This is a genomic window from Paraburkholderia hospita (assembly GCF_002902965.1).
GTDB lineage: Bacteria > Pseudomonadota > Gammaproteobacteria > Burkholderiales > Burkholderiaceae > Paraburkholderia > Paraburkholderia hospita.
On sequence record NZ_CP026107.1, the window covers coordinates 1302781 to 1320777 of the forward strand.

15 protein-coding genes and 3 pseudogenes are annotated in these 17997 nt (G+C 59.6%); 9 read left to right on the forward strand and 9 right to left on the reverse strand.

Going from position 1 to position 17997, the window contains the following annotated elements; translation table 11 throughout:
* Positions 1–141 precede the first annotated feature (141 nt).
* From C2L64_RS39080 to C2L64_RS39100, 5 genes are all read left to right on the forward strand, one after another.
* Positions 142–912, forward strand: coding sequence for an ABC transporter substrate-binding protein (locus tag C2L64_RS39080; protein ID WP_007580095.1), 771 nt, complete (start codon positions 142–144; stop codon positions 910–912).
* Between the two features lie 81 nt (positions 913–993).
* Positions 994–1650, forward strand: a complete 657-nt coding sequence (locus tag C2L64_RS39085; protein WP_007580096.1) for an amino acid ABC transporter permease — start codon at positions 994–996, stop codon at positions 1648–1650.
* Positions 1647–2405, forward strand: a complete 759-nt coding sequence (locus C2L64_RS39090) for an amino acid ABC transporter ATP-binding protein (RefSeq protein WP_007580098.1) — start codon at positions 1647–1649, stop codon at positions 2403–2405. Before C2L64_RS39085 ends, C2L64_RS39090 begins: the two co-directional genes overlap by 4 nt.
* 2 nt (positions 2406–2407) lie before the next feature.
* Entirely contained in the window at positions 2408–3703 is a 1296-nt protein-coding gene (locus C2L64_RS39095) for an NAD(P)/FAD-dependent oxidoreductase (protein ID WP_007580100.1), read from the forward strand.
* A 1001-nt stretch (positions 3704–4704) separates the two neighbouring features.
* On the forward strand, positions 4705–5403 hold the full coding sequence (locus C2L64_RS39100; protein ID WP_007580102.1) for an ion channel: 699 nt from the start codon (positions 4705–4707) through the stop codon (positions 5401–5403).
* A gap of 639 nt (positions 5404–6042) precedes the next feature.
* Here C2L64_RS39100 and C2L64_RS39105 read toward each other — a convergent pair.
* Positions 6043–7549 (reverse strand): annotated as a pseudogene (locus tag C2L64_RS39105) (DASS family sodium-coupled anion symporter).
* Between the two features lie 484 nt (positions 7550–8033).
* Between C2L64_RS39105 and C2L64_RS39110 the strand changes: the two are divergent.
* Positions 8034–9125 carry a class I SAM-dependent methyltransferase gene (locus C2L64_RS39110; RefSeq protein WP_051058164.1) on the forward strand — a complete coding sequence of 364 codons (1092 nt, stop codon included), beginning with the start codon at positions 8034–8036 and terminating at the stop codon, positions 9123–9125.
* Positions 9126–9377: 252 nt separating this feature from the next.
* Here C2L64_RS39110 and C2L64_RS39115 read toward each other — a convergent pair whose 3' ends face one another.
* Positions 9378–10235 carry an MBL fold metallo-hydrolase gene (locus C2L64_RS39115; protein ID WP_007580107.1) on the reverse strand — a complete coding sequence of 286 codons (858 nt, stop codon included), beginning with the start codon at positions 10233–10235 and terminating at the stop codon, positions 9378–9380.
* A 170-nt stretch (positions 10236–10405) separates the two neighbouring features.
* On the opposite strand from C2L64_RS39115, the gene C2L64_RS39120 reads away from it, so the two are divergent.
* The gene (locus tag C2L64_RS39120; RefSeq protein WP_007580109.1) at positions 10406–10624 is read left to right on the forward strand and encodes a hypothetical protein; all 219 of its coding nucleotides are present in this window, start codon (positions 10406–10408) and stop codon (positions 10622–10624) included.
* A gap of 213 nt (positions 10625–10837) precedes the next feature.
* Here C2L64_RS39120 and C2L64_RS39125 read toward each other — a convergent pair whose 3' ends face one another.
* On the reverse strand, positions 10838–11797 hold the full coding sequence (locus tag C2L64_RS39125; RefSeq protein ID WP_007580111.1) for a D-alanyl-D-alanine carboxypeptidase family protein: 960 nt from the start codon (positions 11795–11797) through the stop codon (positions 10838–10840).
* 463 nt (positions 11798–12260) lie between these two features.
* Positions 12261–12587: an H-NS histone family protein gene (locus C2L64_RS39130; protein ID WP_007580113.1), complete on the reverse strand. Its 327-nt coding sequence runs from the start codon at positions 12585–12587 to the stop codon at positions 12261–12263.
* Between the two features lie 403 nt (positions 12588–12990).
* Here C2L64_RS39130 and C2L64_RS55950 point away from each other — a divergent pair.
* Positions 12991–13751, forward strand: a pseudogene (locus C2L64_RS55950) (H-NS family nucleoid-associated regulatory protein).
* A 166-nt stretch (positions 13752–13917) separates the two neighbouring features.
* On the opposite strand, the gene C2L64_RS39140 reads toward C2L64_RS55950, so the two are convergent.
* Together C2L64_RS39140 and C2L64_RS39145 are read right to left on the reverse strand one after the other, a co-directional pair.
* The gene (locus C2L64_RS39140; protein WP_007577962.1) at positions 13918–14121 is read right to left on the reverse strand and encodes a cold-shock protein; all 204 of its coding nucleotides are present in this window, start codon (positions 14119–14121) and stop codon (positions 13918–13920) included.
* A gap of 398 nt (positions 14122–14519) precedes the next feature.
* Entirely contained in the window at positions 14520–14993 is a 474-nt protein-coding gene (locus tag C2L64_RS39145; RefSeq protein ID WP_238554573.1) for a tellurite resistance TerB family protein, read from the reverse strand.
* A 407-nt stretch (positions 14994–15400) separates the two neighbouring features.
* Between C2L64_RS39145 and C2L64_RS39150 the strand changes: the two are divergent.
* A pseudogene (locus C2L64_RS39150) lies at positions 15401–15502 on the forward strand (IS5/IS1182 family transposase); the annotation flags it as partial.
* 209 nt (positions 15503–15711) lie between these two features.
* Here the strand turns inward: C2L64_RS39150 and C2L64_RS39155 are convergent.
* From C2L64_RS39155 to C2L64_RS39165, 3 genes are all read right to left on the reverse strand, one after another.
* Entirely contained in the window at positions 15712–16281 is a 570-nt protein-coding gene (locus C2L64_RS39155) for a hypothetical protein (RefSeq protein ID WP_007740205.1), read from the reverse strand.
* 362 nt (positions 16282–16643) lie between these two features.
* Positions 16644–17306, reverse strand: coding sequence for a DUF6880 family protein (locus C2L64_RS39160; protein WP_007580123.1), 663 nt, complete (start codon positions 17304–17306; stop codon positions 16644–16646).
* 154 nt (positions 17307–17460) lie between these two features.
* Positions 17461–17742 carry a hypothetical protein gene (locus C2L64_RS39165; RefSeq protein ID WP_039900222.1) on the reverse strand — a complete coding sequence of 94 codons (282 nt, stop codon included), beginning with the start codon at positions 17740–17742 and terminating at the stop codon, positions 17461–17463.
* Between the last annotated feature and the right edge of the window lie 255 nt (positions 17743–17997).

The window sequence follows — 17997 nt, forward strand, 5'->3', positions numbered from 1 at the left end:
AACGTGATATTCCATCATAGCGTATCGCATATCGATACACAAAAATCTCTTTTCGATTTTTTTGATTCGATTATGATTGTCTGGCGGTCACAAAACGAAATCAGCCAGCGCGTCCTCGCTGGCTCCTGCCAGGAGATATGCATGGTTACGTTCGTCAAACGCTTCACCCTGTTTGCAGCTGGTCTTACCGCCTCTTTCGCGATTGCGTCGGGTGCCGTGCATGCCGCCGAACCGACCTACAAGGTCGGTGCAACGGCCACGGGCGTGCCGTTCACGTTTCTCGACATCAAGTCGAATTCGATCCAGGGGATGATGGTCGATGCCGTGACCGCCGCCGGCCGCGCGGCCGGCTTCAAGGTCGAAGTGCAGCAGAACGTGTTCTCGGCGCTGATTCCGTCGTTGACCACGCAGAAGATCGACATCATTTCCGCCGCGATGCTCAAGACGCCGGCGCGCCAGCAGATCGTCGATTTCTCCGACACCGTCTATTCGTACGGCGAAGGTCTCGTCGTGAAGGCCGATGACAAAGGCCATTACACATCGATGGACGACTTCAAGGGCGAAGTGGTCGGCGCGCAGGTCGGCACCGCGTTCGTCGATGCGCTGAACAAGAAGGGCATCTTCAAGGAAGTCCGCACCTACGATTCCGTCGCGGACATCATGCGCGACGTCGCGCTCGGCCGCATCAAGGCAGGCTTCGCGGATCAGCCTATCGTCGCGTATCAGTTGCAGCAGGGTGCCAACACGCAGGTGCGGCTCGTGCCCGAGTATCAGTCGGCTGTGAAAGGACAGGTGTGCTTCATCGTGCGCAAGGGCGACACGGCGACACTGGAACAGCTGAATAGCGCGATCAGGAAGATGAAGGCCGACGGCACGCTGCAGCAGATCCTGCAGAAATGGCACATGAGCTGAACGGCACGCCGTATCGCTGCATTCGAACCTGTCCGCGTGTGAATGCGCGCGGACGATCTGCCAGGCGTGTCGGGAGGCGCGATGTTTTTGCAGAACGCAATCGATTTTCTGCCGATCCTGCTCAAGGGCGCAGTCATCACCATCGAGATCACGGTCTGCGCGTTCGTGCTCAGTTCAATCCTCGGTCTGGTGCTTGCCTTGCTGAAAGTGTCGCGCAACCGCGCGGCATCGACGTTCGGCAGCACCGTGATCAATCTGATCCGCGGGCTGCCGATCATTGTGCAGCTGTTTTATATCTACTTCGTGCTGCCCGACATGGGCGTGCAACTGTCGGCGTTTCAGGCGGGCGTGATCGGTCTGGGCATCGCGTATTCGGCGTATCAGGCGGAGAACTTCCGCGCGGGCATCGAGGCGATCGATCATGGACAGATCGAAGCCGCGCACGCGATCGGCATGCGTGGGCCACTGATCATGCGGCGCGTGGTGCTGCCGCAGGCGTTCAGGATCGCGTTGCCGCCCTACGGCAATACGCTGGTGATGTTGCTGAAAGATTCGTCGGTGGCATCGACTATCACCGTCGCCGAAATCACGCGCGCCGGGCAACTGATTGCATCGTCGACGTTCCAGAACATGACGGTCTACACGCTCGTCGCGCTGCTCTATCTGGTGCTGAGCCTGCCGCTGATGTTCGGCGTCAACCAGATCGGCAAGCGGCTCGCCGTGAGGAGAAGCCGATGATCGAGATCAATGGAATATACAAGCGCTTTCACAATCAGGAAGTGCTAAAGGGCGTGAGTTTGAGCGTGAAGGCGGGTGAAGTAGTGTGCCTGATCGGACCGTCGGGCTCAGGCAAATCGACGGTGCTGCGCTGTATCAACGGCTTCGAGACCTACGACGCGGGCTCGATTACGATCGACGGTGTGCGTGTCGATGCGCACGCGAAGAATATTCATGAACTGCGCATGCGCGTAGGCATGGTGTTTCAGCGCTTCAATCTGTTTGCGCATCGGACCGCGCTCGAAAACGTCATGGAAGGCCCGGTGTACGTGCGCCGCACGCCCATCGCGCAGGCTCGCGAGCAGGCGCGGCAACTGCTCGACAAGGTCGGCCTGTCGCACCGGATGAATGCCTTTCCCGCGGAACTGTCGGGCGGCCAGCAGCAACGTGTTGCCATCGCGCGTGCGCTCGCGATGGAGCCGGAAGCATTGCTCTTCGACGAACCGACGTCCGCGCTCGATCCCGAACTCGTCGGCGAAGTGCTCAACGTGATGCGCTCGCTTGCGCGCGACGGCATGACCATGGTCGTCGTTACGCACGAGATGGCATTTGCACGCGAGGTAGCCGATCGCGTGTGTTTCCTGCACGGCGGCACGATCTGCGAGACGGGTCCCGCACGCGATGTACTGACCGCCCCCCGGCATCCGCGCACACAGGAATTTCTGCGGCGTTTGCTTTCGTCCAGCGACCCTCACGCTACTGCCAACCAGAGCTGAACATGATCGAAGTGAAAGAGGGGGCCGCGCTGCCCGATTCGCTGTGGGCCGCGACGGCGCAGCCTGCGCCTGACACACCGCCGCTTCGTGAATCGGCGTCATTCGACGTAGCGATTATCGGTGCGGGTTTTACCGGTCTGTCGACAGCCCTGCATCTGGCCGAACGCGGCGTTAAAGTGTGCGTGCTCGACGCGGCCGAACCCGGCTGGGGTGCGTCGGGCCGCAACGGCGGGCAGGTGATTCCGGGCCTCAAGTACGATCCCGACGAACTCGTGCATCGCTTCGGTGAAACGGCGGGCAACCGGCTCGTCGAAACAGTCGGCGCGGCAGCCGATAACGTCTTCGATCTGATCGGCAAATACGGCATCGAATGCGAAGCCGTGCGCCGCGGGTGGATTCAACCCGCGCCATCGGCGGCGATGCTCGAAACCGTGACGCGCCGCGCGCGGCAATGGTCGGCGCGCGGCGTCGAGGTCAGTCTGCTCGATGCCGCACAGGTGTCGCAACGGCTCGGCACGAAGAGCTATATCGGCGGATGGGTCGATCATCGTGCGGGCAGCATCCAGCCGCTCAGTTATGTGCGCGGCCTTGCGCGTGCGGCACAAGGGCTGGGCGTGGCCGTTCATGGACGCACGTCGGTGACGCGGCTCTCGCGTAACGCGCGCGGCTGGCGCCTCGAGACGCAGGGCGGGGCGAGCGTCGAAGCGCAGCGTGTCGTGATCGCCACCAACGGCTATACCGGTGCGCTTTGGCCTGGCTTGCGTCAATCGGTGATCGCGGCGAACAGCTTCATTGTCGCGACCCGGCCATTGGCGCCGGAGATCGGCGACGACATTCTGCCTGGCGGAGAGGTCGCGTCGGATTCACGCCGCCTGCTACTGTACTTCCGGCGCGATGCGGCTGGTCGTCTCTTGATGGGTGGCCGAGGACCGTTCTCCGAGCCACGGGCGAACGGCGACTGGGTGCATCTGGAACGTGCCGTGGAACTGATGTACCCGCAACTGAAGGGGATAAGCTATGAATATCGATGGGCGGGGCGTGTCGCAATCACCTCGGATTTCCTGCCGCACATTCATGAACCCGCACCTGGGCTGAGCATCGCGCTGGGCTATAACGGACGCGGCATCGCGATGGCCACAACGGTCGGCAAGCACCTGGCCGAACGCATGTGTGGGGAATCGCCTGCATCATTCCCGTTTGCAGTGACACCCGTCAGATCGATCCCGTTCCATGGCCTGCAGCGCTTTTACATCACGGCTGGTGTGGCGTGGTATCGCTTGATGGACGCTGTCGCGTAACACGCCGGTCGCATGCCGACGCTCCAGAGAATGCCGTTGCCGAAGGCCTGTCGTCCCAGGTCGCCCAAAGCAGGCAGAGCGAGAGTGCCCCGTGAAGTGCAGGATCATCAGGCGGCTCGTCGCGTCGCGGCATGTTGACCCCGGCGCTCCTGGGCAACTGAGCCAGCTCTATCCGGGACTGACCGTCGTGGCGGCATGGGAGACCAGGGAGAATGCGCTTCATCACCTGGTAATTCAAAACGGCGAGCAGCTCTAGTTCATCAAGTCACGATAGCGACCGACATGAACGACGCGTGCACGTGCTCTCGTTCAGGCGTATTCGAACGGGCCACGGTACGCGCACGGCTATCTCGAAGGATAATTGAAAAATCCGAACGGCTACCGCCTCTTTTGCGATTCCCCGTTCATAGCGAATCCTGGATTCAGCGTCTCAAGTTCGGCCATTGCTGACGTTCACGGGTCGCCGTTGGTGAGGCCGCTTAGGGTTGCTCTTTTGCCATTCGCACCGGCGCGACTTCGAATGTCAATTCTCGCTGCAGTCGGATGAGTACTTGCGAGCCTTAGCCACCCTCAGTCTTCTCGAAAGCGATCATAGAAGAAGTTAATTGCCCGCCAAACTTGTTCTTCGCCGTATACAACTATCTTCGCCAGCGTTTTGCACGCAGCTCATTGAGTTTTCGGCGGCAATGACGTAAGCGGGCTGCTTCTAGCAGATTCCCCTTTGGCGCAGATGGCCGAGAAGTAAGACGTCGATACTGATGGGCTCGTCATGTCTCTTCGAGTCCGGTGGTTTAGGTGCCGACAATCGCAACGATTGTTTGCACGACCTCGAATTGAAACTGGCGGGGAACATGCAGCCATTGGCGGACGCTCGCTATGGCAGAATCCTCTCACACGCATCCGCGACTGGAACTTCCAGTTTAACCACTCTCAAGCCACGTCAAATTTCAACCGTGCAACGTCAGGTCGCGAGCGTTAGTTCGGTCTCTGGGAAAATTGGTATGAAAAATCCGCAAGATAGGGCCGAATCCGACGAGGATTTGGCTCAGATGATGATAGGGCAAGGGCCCTGCACCTATCTATTACTGCTCTTACTTGGCTTGATCCTCCTGTTTCCCTACCTTGAGGAAGGCATATTCGCTCGCACACTGCTCGGCGTTCTGTTTTCAATCGTGCTGCTCGTGGGCGCTTTCGCCACCAGGCAGACTCGGCGGGGGTTCATCCTCAAACTGGGCTTGGCGTTGCTTGGAGTTGGCCTTCAATGGACGGCCTTGTGGACTGAGAGTATCGCGATTCTGGGCCTTGCCGGGATATCTTATGCCGCCTCTCTTGCAGTCGCGATTGGTGGAGTGCTCCGCTACATTCTCAAGCGCGGGCCAATTACGGCCGACAAGCTGCACGGTGCGCTTGCAGGCTACATCATGCTGGCCTTCCTTTGGGCCTTCATCTACGCCCTGATCGAGAGATCCACCGCTGGCTCATTCGGTCCTGACCGACTCGATTTCACACACGCTGGCACTTTCTTCAGACTGATCTATTTTAGCCTCACGACGCTCACGACCACCGGTTACGGTGACGTTATCCCATTGACCAACCAAGCCCGCTCTTTTGTGATGATCGAAGAGTTTGCAGGCGTGTTTTACGTTGGTGTCCTGATCGCGCGGCTTGCCGGTCTCTATCCGTCGCCTCTGACCAAGTGACTCTCGATCTGCCCGAACCACCATCAGGCATTGGTGATTGGTGTCTGCGCGCTGTCCGTATTGGGCGCAGCGGGGCTGCACTCCCGCCCCCTTCGCGGTTCCGTTTTTAGATCGCGTTAGTGCGACACGAAAAAAGTGAGAGCACGGGCGAAATAAACGACGAGGAGTCGCGTGCCTTTAGCAAATCGGAGCGTCCATCGCTCGCCAACTGAGCCGTAACCGGCACGGACAGAACCATGATCAGAACAAGGTGCACCGACCGTCTGGACCTGTCTCGCGGTTACTGCGCCGCGATGGCTAAAGCGCTGACCTCTGATCAGCTCGATCACTCGCTCGCCAAGATTGCCACGCAGATGCCCGTTGTAGCGACAAGGCTGCCGCTCAGGCGGGGTGGGCGCCTATGACTGGAAAGGGTCGACTGCTGACCAATATGGAAGCGTGAATGACGCAAACCCTTCATCGACTCATCATCAGACCGGGGTCGGCCAGAGGCGGCCCCTGGCAGCGCGTGCCAAAATGATGCCGCTCGTGTCAACATAAGCCAGCGCCACGAGCTGGCGAGCCTCGCATCACCTTCTAATTGTTCCAGACGCATTGCGTCGTCGCGGTCAGCAGGCGGAAGCAGGACGAGCTACTGCTTCACCAGAAGCCAAGCATCTTCCACCAGAGGCTGCCGACCACCGCGAAGATCAGCAACTCCACCGCACACATCACAAATCCGACCCGCCACCAGGTTCCCATCGTGACGTAGCCGCTACCGAAGATGATCGGCGAAGTGCCCGTCGCATAGTGGGTCAGGGTCATCATGATCGCCGAGCCGGCCGCCATCATCAGCATGAACGGCACCACATACTCGGGTGGTATCAGATGAACCCCTACCGTCAGGAAGGCGAGCATCATCGCACTGATGTGCGCCGTCGTGCTGGCGAACAGGTAGTGTGAAAAAACGAAGGCCAGTACCAGGATCGTGGCAGTGGCGCCCCAGCCGATGCCGCTGGCAACGATCGCGCCCTTCATGGCTTCCGAGAACCAGGTGATCACGCCTTGCTTGTTCAGTTGCTCGGCCAGCATGATCAGCGCACCAAACCACACCAGCGTGTCCCAGGCACTCTTCTCCGACAGCACATCGTCCCAGTCAATGGTGCCGGTGATGATCAGCAAGAACAGGCCGACGAAGGCGACCACTGTCGGATCCAGGATGAACGACGGACCGAACACCATCGCCGGCACGTCGGCCCACAGCAGCAGTAGCAGCGCGAAGGTCCCCAACATGACCATTTCCCTCGGTGACATGGGGCCCATCTTCGCCAGTTCGGCGCGGGCATACGCTACCGCATTGGGTGTGGCATGGAGCTGCGGCGGCGCCAGCACGTAGATTACAAGTGGCATGACCAGCATGCATAGCAGGCCGGGCAGCATCATGCAGAGCGCCCAGCTCGTCCAGGTCAGATGCAGGCTCTGATTGGTCGCCTTGGCGATGTAGTCCACCACCAGCGGATTGGGCGCGGTGGCGGTCAAAAACATCGCCGAGGTGATCGGGTTGGAGTGATAGTTGACCATCGCCAGGTAGGTGCCGACCTTGCCCTCGGTGCCCTTGGCGGGATCCGAGTCGAAAGCGTTGGCGATCGACTTCATGATCGGATGCACGATGCCGCCACCGCGCGCGGTATTGCTCGGTGTGAACGGCGCCAGCACCAGTTCACAGACGGCCAGACCATAGCCGATGCCTACCGTGCGCTTGCCGATCAGTGAAATGAATATCAGGCCGATGCGGCTGCCCAGGCCGGTCTTCTTCAGCCCGCGGGAGATCAGGATGGCCACCACGATCAACCAGATCAGCGGACTGTCGAAGGCGGTCAACGCATCGGCGATCGCCCCCCTTGGACGAGGTCGAGGTCACCTGTGACAGCGAGAGGACTACGATTGCCATCACCGCCATGACCCCGATCGGCATGACCTTCAAAATAATCGCAACGATTGTTGTCAGAAATATGGCAACGAGGCCCCAAGCCTTGGGCTTCAGCCCCTCGGGCACAGGTAGCAGCAGCAGGGTGACCAGCACGGCCGTTGTGATCAGCGCGGGACCAAGTCGGAACGGGACAACGCTGTTGAAGTAGCGGAACGCCGCTTTTAGTCTCGTGAGCATTCTGCGATCCTTCCCAGAATAGTTGGCCGCATCCGCTGGAACATAGTTCAGAGAGGTCCGTTTGGCAATGGGCAGCTTGCCTCTTCCGCACTTTCAGGAAGACGCAGATGCTGATCTGTCGTGACGTGCACGCCGGGCGAATACTCTAATTGCTCCCCGCCCAGAGCCATTTTTCTTTTCTCGCGTCGGTCGATCGTCTTAACTACAGCAATGGGCGACGACCGTCGGGGGCCGCCATGTGCGTACAGATTCGGCGAAAAGCACGGGAAGCTGCGTCAGACACAGCAGTTGCGCACGAAGGACTGTGGGCCTGGCTTAAGCGAATGAGAAACCGGACCGAGGCGTGAACTCCTTGCGATAGTGGCACGGGCGTGGCTTCTGGGACGGCGCGAGTGCCCGGCGCCATGGTCCGGCGCCGTACCCACAACGAAACAACGCAGGCGGTCTTCAGTGCGTTGCCACAGTCCGACCAGAGGATGCCATCATGAACGAGGCAAAAACATGGTCAGGCGCCATGGAGGGCCGCGGCGCGTATAACCGGCACGCAGGGTTACAGGCTGCAGGCGGGGCGCTCGCGTTGAACGCCTTAAAGCAGGCGGCTGCAAGCATTGTGCTGGAGGCGATGGACCAGCCAATCGTCATTGCAGAATACGGAGCGTCGCAGGGCAGAAATTCGCAACGTCCGATGCGCGTTGCGATTACCGAGTTGCGTGCTCGGGTTGGCCCCGATCGCCCCGTTCTCGTCTATCACGAAGATCTGCCCATTAACGATTTCGGCTCGCTTTTCGAGGTGCTGGAGTCAGCCCCGGACCGATATGTCCGCGACGACCCGCAAGTGTACCCTTGTGCGATTGGCCGATCGTTTTACGAGAGCGTGCTTCCGCCGGCCTACGTGCATCTCGGATGGAGCGCGTACGCCGCGATGTGGTTAAGCAGCGTCCCTACGCAGGTCGCCGACCATATTTACGTGCCCTGCATGAAGGGGGCCGCGAGCGCTGCGTTCCGCGAACAGGGGAAAAAAGACTGGCAGAAGTTCCTGTCGTTGCGCGCCACCGAGTTGCGACCAGGTGGGCGTCTCGTCGTTGTGCTCCCAGGAGCGGACGACGATGGGCGCACGGGGTTTGAACCGCTCATGAACGACGCGAACGATGTGTTGACACAGATGGCAGGCGAGGGGGCCCTCACAGAGGATGAACGGGCGCACATGGTGCTGGCGACTTACGCTCGCCCCGTGCGCGAGCTGCTCACTGCATTCGAGACGGACGGCCGGTTTTGCGCGCTATCAGTCGAGCATTGCGAGCGGCTTCCCTTGCCCGACGCCGTGTGGGACGATTTTCTGCGAGACGGGGACGGCGGGCGGATGGTGAGCCGTTATGCTGCGTTTTATCGTTCCACGTTTGTGCCGTCGTTGTTCCTCGCGCTTGCGCAACCGGACGACGCGCAAAGAAAAGGCAAGCTGAGCGACCGGTTCGAGCACCTGCTGAAGGTGCGGCTTGAAGCTCGCATGGAGCCGATACGTTCGCAGGTCCAGGTGCTCGTCTTTGCGCGCGATCCTTACTCGAAGGTTTGCTCGTAACACCCTATTCCACAGGGTACGCTACGTTCCGGCACCTTCTGACCTGTCGTCCTGCGTTCGAAGAACTCCACTCTTCCTACGCTGGAATCTGGCAAATTCAGTTGACGCTCAGTAAGTTGCGCCGCGGGCCAGGAGACATGGCAGACCTGCCCGGCTAGAGCGAATGCAATCTCACCTCGCTCCGCTGCGTTGCAGGGCTAGATGCCGACGGATCGGAAACGCGTCATGCCGGAAGGAGGTATTCCGGCGACTTCAATCATTTCGCATGCGTGCAACCAACGCAAGCAAGCGAGCACTCATTTCCCCGGCCGGCAAGTGCGCGAGCCAACCGTGACCAGGAAGCAGCCATTCGAAACGATACGCGGCCAGCTTGCCAAGCGATTCGGCGAGTTCCGTCCATGAATACCAGCACGCGTCCCTGAACGCGATGAGGTCCCGCTCGCGTGGGCTCCAGGCAAGCGAATCACCTGAGAAGAGCACGCGATCATCGAGCAGGTATGCGACGCTACCCCGAGTGTGCCCGGGCAGAGGGATTGCGCGCACGCCGGCCGCAATGCTCGGTACTGACCCGTCGTCGATCAGATCCGTAGCATATGGGGCAGCCGACCTGTCCTCCCGGTGGATCCAGACGCGGGCGCCGAACTGGCGCGCGTATTTGTCTGCGTCTGCGACGTCGTCACGATGCGACAGAAGGATGTGCGCAATACCACCGGCGTCGTCAAACCATTTCACCAGCTCCGCCGCATAGCGCGGTGAGTCGATCAGCAGATTGCCGTCCGGACGCGCCGCAAAATACGAATGTGCGCCAAACGACGACCGTGCGTTGAATCCGCATCGCCACACACCCGATGTGATCTGCTGCGGAAAGATCGCGGCGTTCGGGCGAGGCTGCTTCGTTTCGCTGCGTACCGATGCCGTAGGACATACGAACACCGCACGCCAGACAGCGAGTTGCTCTTCCGGCGTGATGGGCTGCCGAACGAAGACGCTCTTGTCGTTTCTTTCGACGATCAGCTCCGGCGCGACATGACGCGATGCACCGCAATTGATGCACGCTGTGTCGATGTACCACTCCCCTGGGACGGAGTCGGTATTGCGTGGTGGCTTCATTCGATGCTCGCGTTCCGGCAAGTCATGGCGACCTCACGGTTCACCATGATAGATCTTTCAAGAACCCGCCGCAGCCAGGCGCGGTGGCATCCGACGAATAGCGGCTCCAGGCACGCGATCTGTGGTTCGACCAGTCTTGCGGCAATGCGGCCCTTTCGAGGAGAAGCATCATGATCGACAGAAATCACACTGTGTACGTGCTGGCGGCGGTTGCGCCTGGCGTTGCGCCGCTGAGCGGTAATGCGGACGAGACGATCCATGTCAAGCTCACGGACAAGATGATTCAGTTCGATCCCGGCATAGCGAATGCCGGGCGTGTCACGTTCGAAGTGAACACGTTGCGCGCTGCAGCGAGGCACGCCTGTCCCGCCTTTGCGGTGGATCGATAGCGACGGCAGCGCGACTTTACATATGTCCGCGGGAAAGCCCTTGATCGAGCGGATCAGCCCCTTGATTCCAAGGTTAAACGCGTATCGCACACGCAGCGCTTACAAGTCCGTTAACAGAAATCATGGCCGTGGAAAAGCGGCGGTGGAACGGGATGAGGGTCGTTCTGATGTCGACGGCGATGCGTGTCTTACCTTGCCCCAGATCAAGCGCGCTTACGCACCGGCTCGACTGGCGATCACGCGTCGCGCCGCATGGCGATGTGACGGGCCGGTCGACGCGAATCGCACCTTCACGCGATGCGGTTGGCTAGCGACGACGGAGTGGCTGTGATGCGAATGCGTCGAGGCGTAGTACAGCCGGGGTACGGCTACGGGCGTTTCATCGCCGTTCACCCAGTTGCGGATCGTGGCCAGATCAGCGGAGCGGGCTCTGGATGAACGTGCGCCGAGCAGCGCAATGATCACCGGGCCTCTCGGCATCGCGACGTCGACCACGATGCAGCGACCCGCCTCGCGCGTGTATCCGGTTTTTGCGAGCTGAACGTCCCAATCCGTCCAGCGGACGACCGGGTCCGTGTTGCGATAGAAACGGGTCCGGCTGCCAACTGTTTGTTCGTACGCTGTCAGCGTGGTAAACGAACTGATCATTGGATAGTGCGACGCTTCGATTGCCAGTTTGACAACATCGCGAGCCGTCGAGACATTGTTCGGCGAAAGTCCCGTCGGATCCTCAAAATGCGTGCCGGACATGTTTAGCCCGCGCGCCTTCAGATTCATCTGCTCGATGAACGCCGATTGGCCCCCAGGGAACGAGCGTGACAGGGCTGACGCCGCACGGTTTTCGGACGACATCAGTGCAAGGCGAAGCATCGCCTCGCGTTCGAGCGACGTACCGACGGGTATCCGGGAACCCGAGTGCTTGATCCGGTCGATGTCAGCCTCGTCAATGGTCAGGGTATCTCCCATCTCCTGTGCCTTGTCGAGTACGACCATCGCGGTCATCAGTTTGGTCAGCGACGCGATGGGTCGGAGATCGTCAGCATTCTTTTCCAGCAAAACTTCGCCACGCGTGACGTCGTACACGATCACGCTAGGGGAGTAGAGCGACGGGGTGTCTGCACGCGCGCATAGAGACGTGGCCGCAAGCAGCAATGCGCAGATCAATTTCTTCATGTCATTCTCACTTCGGAACTGCGAACCGCAATTCGGAGGCAGAGGGCACTCCATGCGCAAGATCGTCTTCCTACAATATAAATGTAGTCGCTTGAATCAGGATCGGGTGTGGGAAGGTGAACAGAATTTTTAGGGCCGTCGGACGCGATTCTCCGAAGCCCGCAGCGATGGTCAGAAGAGGGAAGGCTGTTCAGGGAGAGCGACGTCGAGCCGTATTGCCCTTTTCTGAGCCACTGCGCGGGGAGGCATTCTTCCGTGTGCTCAGGTCAATAAAAGGTGAGGATTTCCAGGGGTCGCGCCGGCTCTAACCTCGAGATCCGGGCGAGTCGGGATGCTCGCGATGCGATGTATCGAACAGCCTTTCCATCATCGCTTTTTCCCGCAGCCTGGAAGGCAACAGGGACCGCGCTATCGAATCCATCTGTCGCCGCCGGCGTTCGCCCAGCACAAGAAGGTGAACTTGTCAGTCAGCGTGCTGCCGCGCGAGTGGACTCCCTGCGAAAGGGTCGTCGCGCCAGTCGATCGTCTTTCGCTGGCTATCCTGCATCGGTGACGCCGATACCATCTCAAAATGCTCGAGTCTTTGTCCTGCGCTAATCGCCTGCTTCAGCCACTGGGGCATTTCCCCGTCGCCTGTCCACGTATCCCCCGTCGCATTTTGATACCGGGCTGCTTTCTGTCTTACCTGATCGCCCGCTATTGCTGAAGCCAGGTCGTCCGGCTCGATGCCATATTCTTCCATCCGGTGGCGGAGATAAGCGATCATGCTGTCCCGCTTACGTTCATCCATTCGTTTTCATCCGTGAGTACCGTCCGACTGTTCTTCCACATGATCTGCGGACAACCTGTCTGAAGGGAATTTGATCTGCTCAATCGAGTTGGTCGGGGAGCGGCTGTCGCCGCTTTCCAGCAGAAGATTAAAGCCGCAGTGATCTCGTCAGCCCGCGCATTTGAGGTTGCGGTTTCGGCACCGGGGCTGAGTGAAGCAGGGGGCAAGCGGTCCGGCTATAGCCGCTTTCGCGGCGTAGCGATCGTCGTCGCTCATTCCTTGGTCCTGCCTTAACTAAAGCCGACGAAGCACCCGGATTATTCGTTCGGCGTCTGAGCCTCTCTCAATTGTAGCGTGCCACTATCGACGTGCGTCTTTCTTGCTGGCATAGTTCGGCCACTACTACATACAGAAAGAGGAAAGAATGGCTACGCTCGAAAACATGCAGGCGAAAATCGCCAGGTTGCAGGCCCAGGCCGAAGCGCTTGCCGTGAAGCAGTCGTCCGGCGTCATCGCGAAGATTCGTGACCTCATGGAAAAGCACGGCTTGACCGTTGCCGACATTGAAGCACATATCGGCGCTAAGAAGCGTGGCCGCAAGCCAGGCGCCGCGACGGTTGCAAAGCCAGCGGCGTCGGCAAAGTACCGTGATCCGAAATCGGGTGCTACCTGGACGGGGCACGGCCGCGCGCCCGCGTGGATCGCAAGCGCCAAGGACCGGACGAAGTTCCTGGTCGACGGCCGCGCCCCACAACTGGCCATTTCTGCAAAGAAACCAGCAAAGGCGGGCAACTACGTGAAGGGTCCACAGGCTCCAAAATATCGTGACCCAAAGAGTGGGGCGACATGGAGTGGCCGTGGCCCGGCACCGGCATGGTTGGCTGGGGCCAAAGATCGTTCGAAGTTTCTGATTGTCGCCGCGGAAGAGGGCGCCTCGGGCTCGAAGACCGTTTCGCCCAGGAAGGCGACCGCAAAGAAAGCCACGACGAAAAGGTGACGGGAAAAGCGGTCGCCGCGAAGAAAGTCAAGGCAGTAACGAAGCCGGAACCGGCGAAGAAGGCTGCAGTCAGGAAAACTGCGGCGAAAGAAGCGGTGGCGAGGAAGGCACCTGCGAAGCGGACGCCGCAGAACCAGGCAGCAGCTGCACCAACCAGCGATAGCGCCTCGGCGCCCGTCGCCGGCTGATTGACGCGGCCGGATTGTCGGTGGGGTGACTGGCCATGAGCAGGACTTGTTCGTCCTGCTCGAACCGGTGCACCGTAGTGCCACCCAATGCACTGACCCCTGACACGCTGAACCAAAAAAATCAACCCGCGCAAGGCGGGGCACCTGTCAGGACGATGCGCGCGAGTTAGACAGGCTTGATATTCGCGGCCTGTTTGCCCTTCGGGCCCATCTTCACTTCGAAGCTCACTTTCTGATTTTCCTGCAATGACTTGAAGCCTTCCGTCTTGATTTCGGAGAAGTGGGCGAACAGGTCTTCGCCGCCTTCGTCCGGCGTGATAAACCCAAAGCCCTTTGCATCGTTAAACCATTTCACTGTACCAGTTGCCATTTTTGAACCTGTAAACGTCGAAAGTCGCCACCTTACCGCCCGCCGTACCGCGCAGAGCGACCGCCGCGGCAGAGGAATCTGTACCACGTCGGGATGATACCTGCCAAATCAGGTCCGCAGACGGTACAGGTACAGGGAGCCGCTTTTCGATGGCACGAGCTGGCTTTGGCGCTGGTCGTGCCAGCCGACGGATTCTGTCTATCCCCGATTGCGCTTCGCGGTTTGGGTGCCGCCCTGCCCGATACACTCGCGAATCATCGGCCGACAAACGGGGACACGCACTTCGCCCACGCTGGTTGACGGCTAACCGCGGTGCAATGTTGGCGCTCTCGAGGATTACTTGCTCAGCCTATCGGGTGCGTTGCGTCCAATGCCTACGCTTGCCGCTCACGGCGCTTTCAGCCTTCTCGTCGCACGTCACAGATGATCGCTGCCGCACCCTGCCGGATGTGGAACGAAATGTCAGGCGGGTTCACGGCCGGGTCAGGCTGCGGCGCCCACGCGATCAAGATGGCCGCGAGCGTTGCAATTTCGCCGTCGGCGAGATGGTTGTCCGCTGACGCAACCGCGAGACACAGGCGGATGATCTTGCTGCGCAATACCCGATCGTCGATTTCCGCAAGCAGTGTGTCGAGCGTGGCGTTGTCGATATGACTGGCCGCCGGGACGGAAGGCATGTGCCCGATCACATGATCTTCGCACAGCGCCTGAACGATCCGCGCGAACTCTGCCGGATCGAGATCCAGCTCGCGGCAAATGTCGAGCTTCTCGAGCGCGAGCTCCTCGCTGCGACTGACGTGACCATCGGCGATCAGGACGAGCGCGACGATGCGCGCAGCGGCTTCCGGGCTATTGCGGGGATAGGTTCTCAAGCTGGACTCTTTTGCAGAATCGATCTGCGTTGTTGATGAATATCCAGTTTCGACCAATTTCTCCTGTCGGAAAACCAGATAATCTGGAACCGTTGTTTCGGAAAAACCGAACCAGACGTAGTCGCCGTCCCTGATCGCCTTTGCATCGTTACCCACGATGTCCTTGTCAATTCGATTATCCGTTAAGCGTATGCATGTTTAGTCTATTGCATCCTGAAGTCTCTAAAGCCGATTCATCAAGAGGTCGTTTGCTTAAGCGTGATCAATCCGGCCGCATTCAAAAAGCTTAAGCTTCCTCTTAGTATCCATCGTCAACTCTCAACCTCATTCGCGTCTGGGGACTGCGCGAATAAGGCATCGCGCCTCTCTGTGTTTAACCTCATCGTTGTTTCGGTGACGAAAAGGACATGGCCAAACCGATACGTGATGATGAGTTATGGGCACTCATCCAGCCATTGCTGCCCCCGCCCAAACCTCGACGCTCCCGCCATCCGGGGCGCAAGCCGCTCGAGTTCATTTAATCCGGCAACGGTCTGCCTGACATACTCTTCCTTTTGCGACGCAAGCTGAAGACCGCCTGCAATGGCATGTACTTTCTTGATAGCAGATACCTCCATCGCGCGCCTGCGCCGCGCGGCCTGCGCGAATCAAAGCGGCAAGCGTCGACGTATCGATGTCGCTACCGCTTTTCCCCTGAAGCCTTGTCCCGTCCGTCCGCCTAACGGAATCCGTAGACGAGCACCTTCTTGCCCTCGAAACTGATTTGCACCGCTTCGGAGCACGGGCTCCCACACGTGCCATCGACGGTGGGGGGCGCAGCAGCGAAGGGGACCGTCTCACTGGTCATCTCGCCCATCACCAGTGTCGCATCCGAAGAGACAACGATATTCACGACGAGCACCACACCTGCGGGACTCGCTTTCGTGCCGTAGTTGATCGTCATCGTTCCCGTGCAATCGCTATTCACCTTGTACGTGCCGAACTGCACGGAATTGAAGGCGCCTCCCATTTTCGGCAAGCCGCCGATATTGCCCGCATCGTTGCGCGTGAAGTTGCCGTTGCCGTCGAAGTTGACGATGGCGACGTCGTTGAGCAGCAGCCTCGACTTCGCGTAGTGAACCGCACCATCCGTGCCGATGATGCCGAGTATTTCGCCTTGTGCGCTGAAGCCATACGGGCCTCTCAGCGTTTCGTTGGAACAGGTGGGGCCGTTGGCATGCACCACGCCGCTCAACGACAGAAGGGTGGCCGCAACGGCCGCCACACAGGTCAAACGCTTGCTTTTCATGTTCATCTCCTTGTCATCGACCGCGACCGCTTCGCTGGCGTGCGCGTGATGCCGAGGCGCATGCACAGGCATAAAGCGTCGGGCAGAGGCTGGCCAGCGGCGGCGCACCGCGCCGCTCACGCTGACCTGATTCATGGTGGTCAGAAGCGCGAGCCTGTGCCATCGACAGAACATGAAGAAATCGTTAACCGTGCACCGACGGTATGGAAAGCGCGCCAAAGCGGAGGCTGTCTCACAAAATTTACAAGGCCCAGGCGCGAGGCGGGTTATCTTTATCCATCCCCCGAAAACTGAAAATCCTCCTCAAACGCTTGCCGGGCAAAGCACGCCGGGAATGCGCAGCGGCGAAAATCGCCAACCAGCTATGTTTCAGACAGGGAATCGAGTTCCTGCAAGGCACGCTGCAAATCCCTACTGTGTTCGCTATTCGGACCGGGCGGCTCCTCTAGCAATCGCCGGAGCAAGCCCGTCAGGTCAGCGACGTAGGCAGGTGCCCACGCCTGAGCGGATGCAATAACCCGAATCAGGGCACGGTACTCTCCGTAGTGGTCGGAGATGATCGCCGCGACAACTTTCGTGGCGAAGTCCACTGGCTCGACGTCTGCGTCGACGCTTACCCTGACCAGATCGGAGCAGGCCTCGTCGAAAACGCAGCTGGCCTCCCATCCCTCTTCGGTCGTGTGTTCAAAAATTGTTCCGGCCAACGTGAAGAGCTGCCACATCAGATCCGGCGCAAGATCGGGCACCGCCCCGGAAACATTCGAGGCAATGTTGACCCGCATGGTGTCGATCTCCTCGGCCAGTTCGCCGACCTGTTCCGCGACGAGAAACGACGTTTGCGCGCCGAACTCGCTGATCCATTGGCGAACGGCATCCGCGGCGTTTTCGCCGTGTTGTACCGACCGGCACGCGTACTTCGAGCTCGCAACGCCGAACAGCAACTCGTCAGGGCACGCACGCTGCCGGTCGCGCTCCACATCGTCCTGCGACTCGGATACTTCAAGGCCAGATTCCAGCTCTTCCACTACGACCCGACGGGAAGGACGATCCGCTGCTCGACACATGCATGCTGCACATAACACCCGTCGACAACGCGCTCACTTAGCTTGGGTGCGCGCGAGGCAGGAGAGAACGCAAAGCGCCGTCGCTTTTCCGCTGTCGCCGCGAGCTACCAGTCAGCTAAACGCCTTGTTGTGAATACCAGTACGTACAGAGCTTGACTCGGGAGGTATCCACTACGTTGCGCTCAACTGATCCATCGCTATGCTTAATAATCTCCGAATGGCGAACCTGGCGCTGTTTGCCATCTGCCGAGAAGCTTGCTTCATAGTCCTTGCCGATGCCTGGTTCAAACTCGACATTCACGGCGCAGCCATAGTTATATGCGATGCTGGACGCTATGGTGGAGTAGCCGCTGATCAAAGCGACGGTCAGTATCGGAGATAGTTCAAACCACAGCAATTCGTCTCGATCCGGGAACGCAGACGTACGTCTCGTCGATTCGGGTGATTGAGGCGAGACTTTTCCAACGGATGAGCGACAGCGAGGTACGTAGAGCTCATAGCATTGCTAACAACCTGAACGCAACCGTTGCAAATCTGCGCTGATGGTCGCCGTTGAATGGCCATTGATCTGCTGATTGCATCTGGCGTGGGCCTCATGCCGCCCTTGAATAGGCATATTTAGCCTCGCCCCGCTCTCGCTTCCTTCCCGACG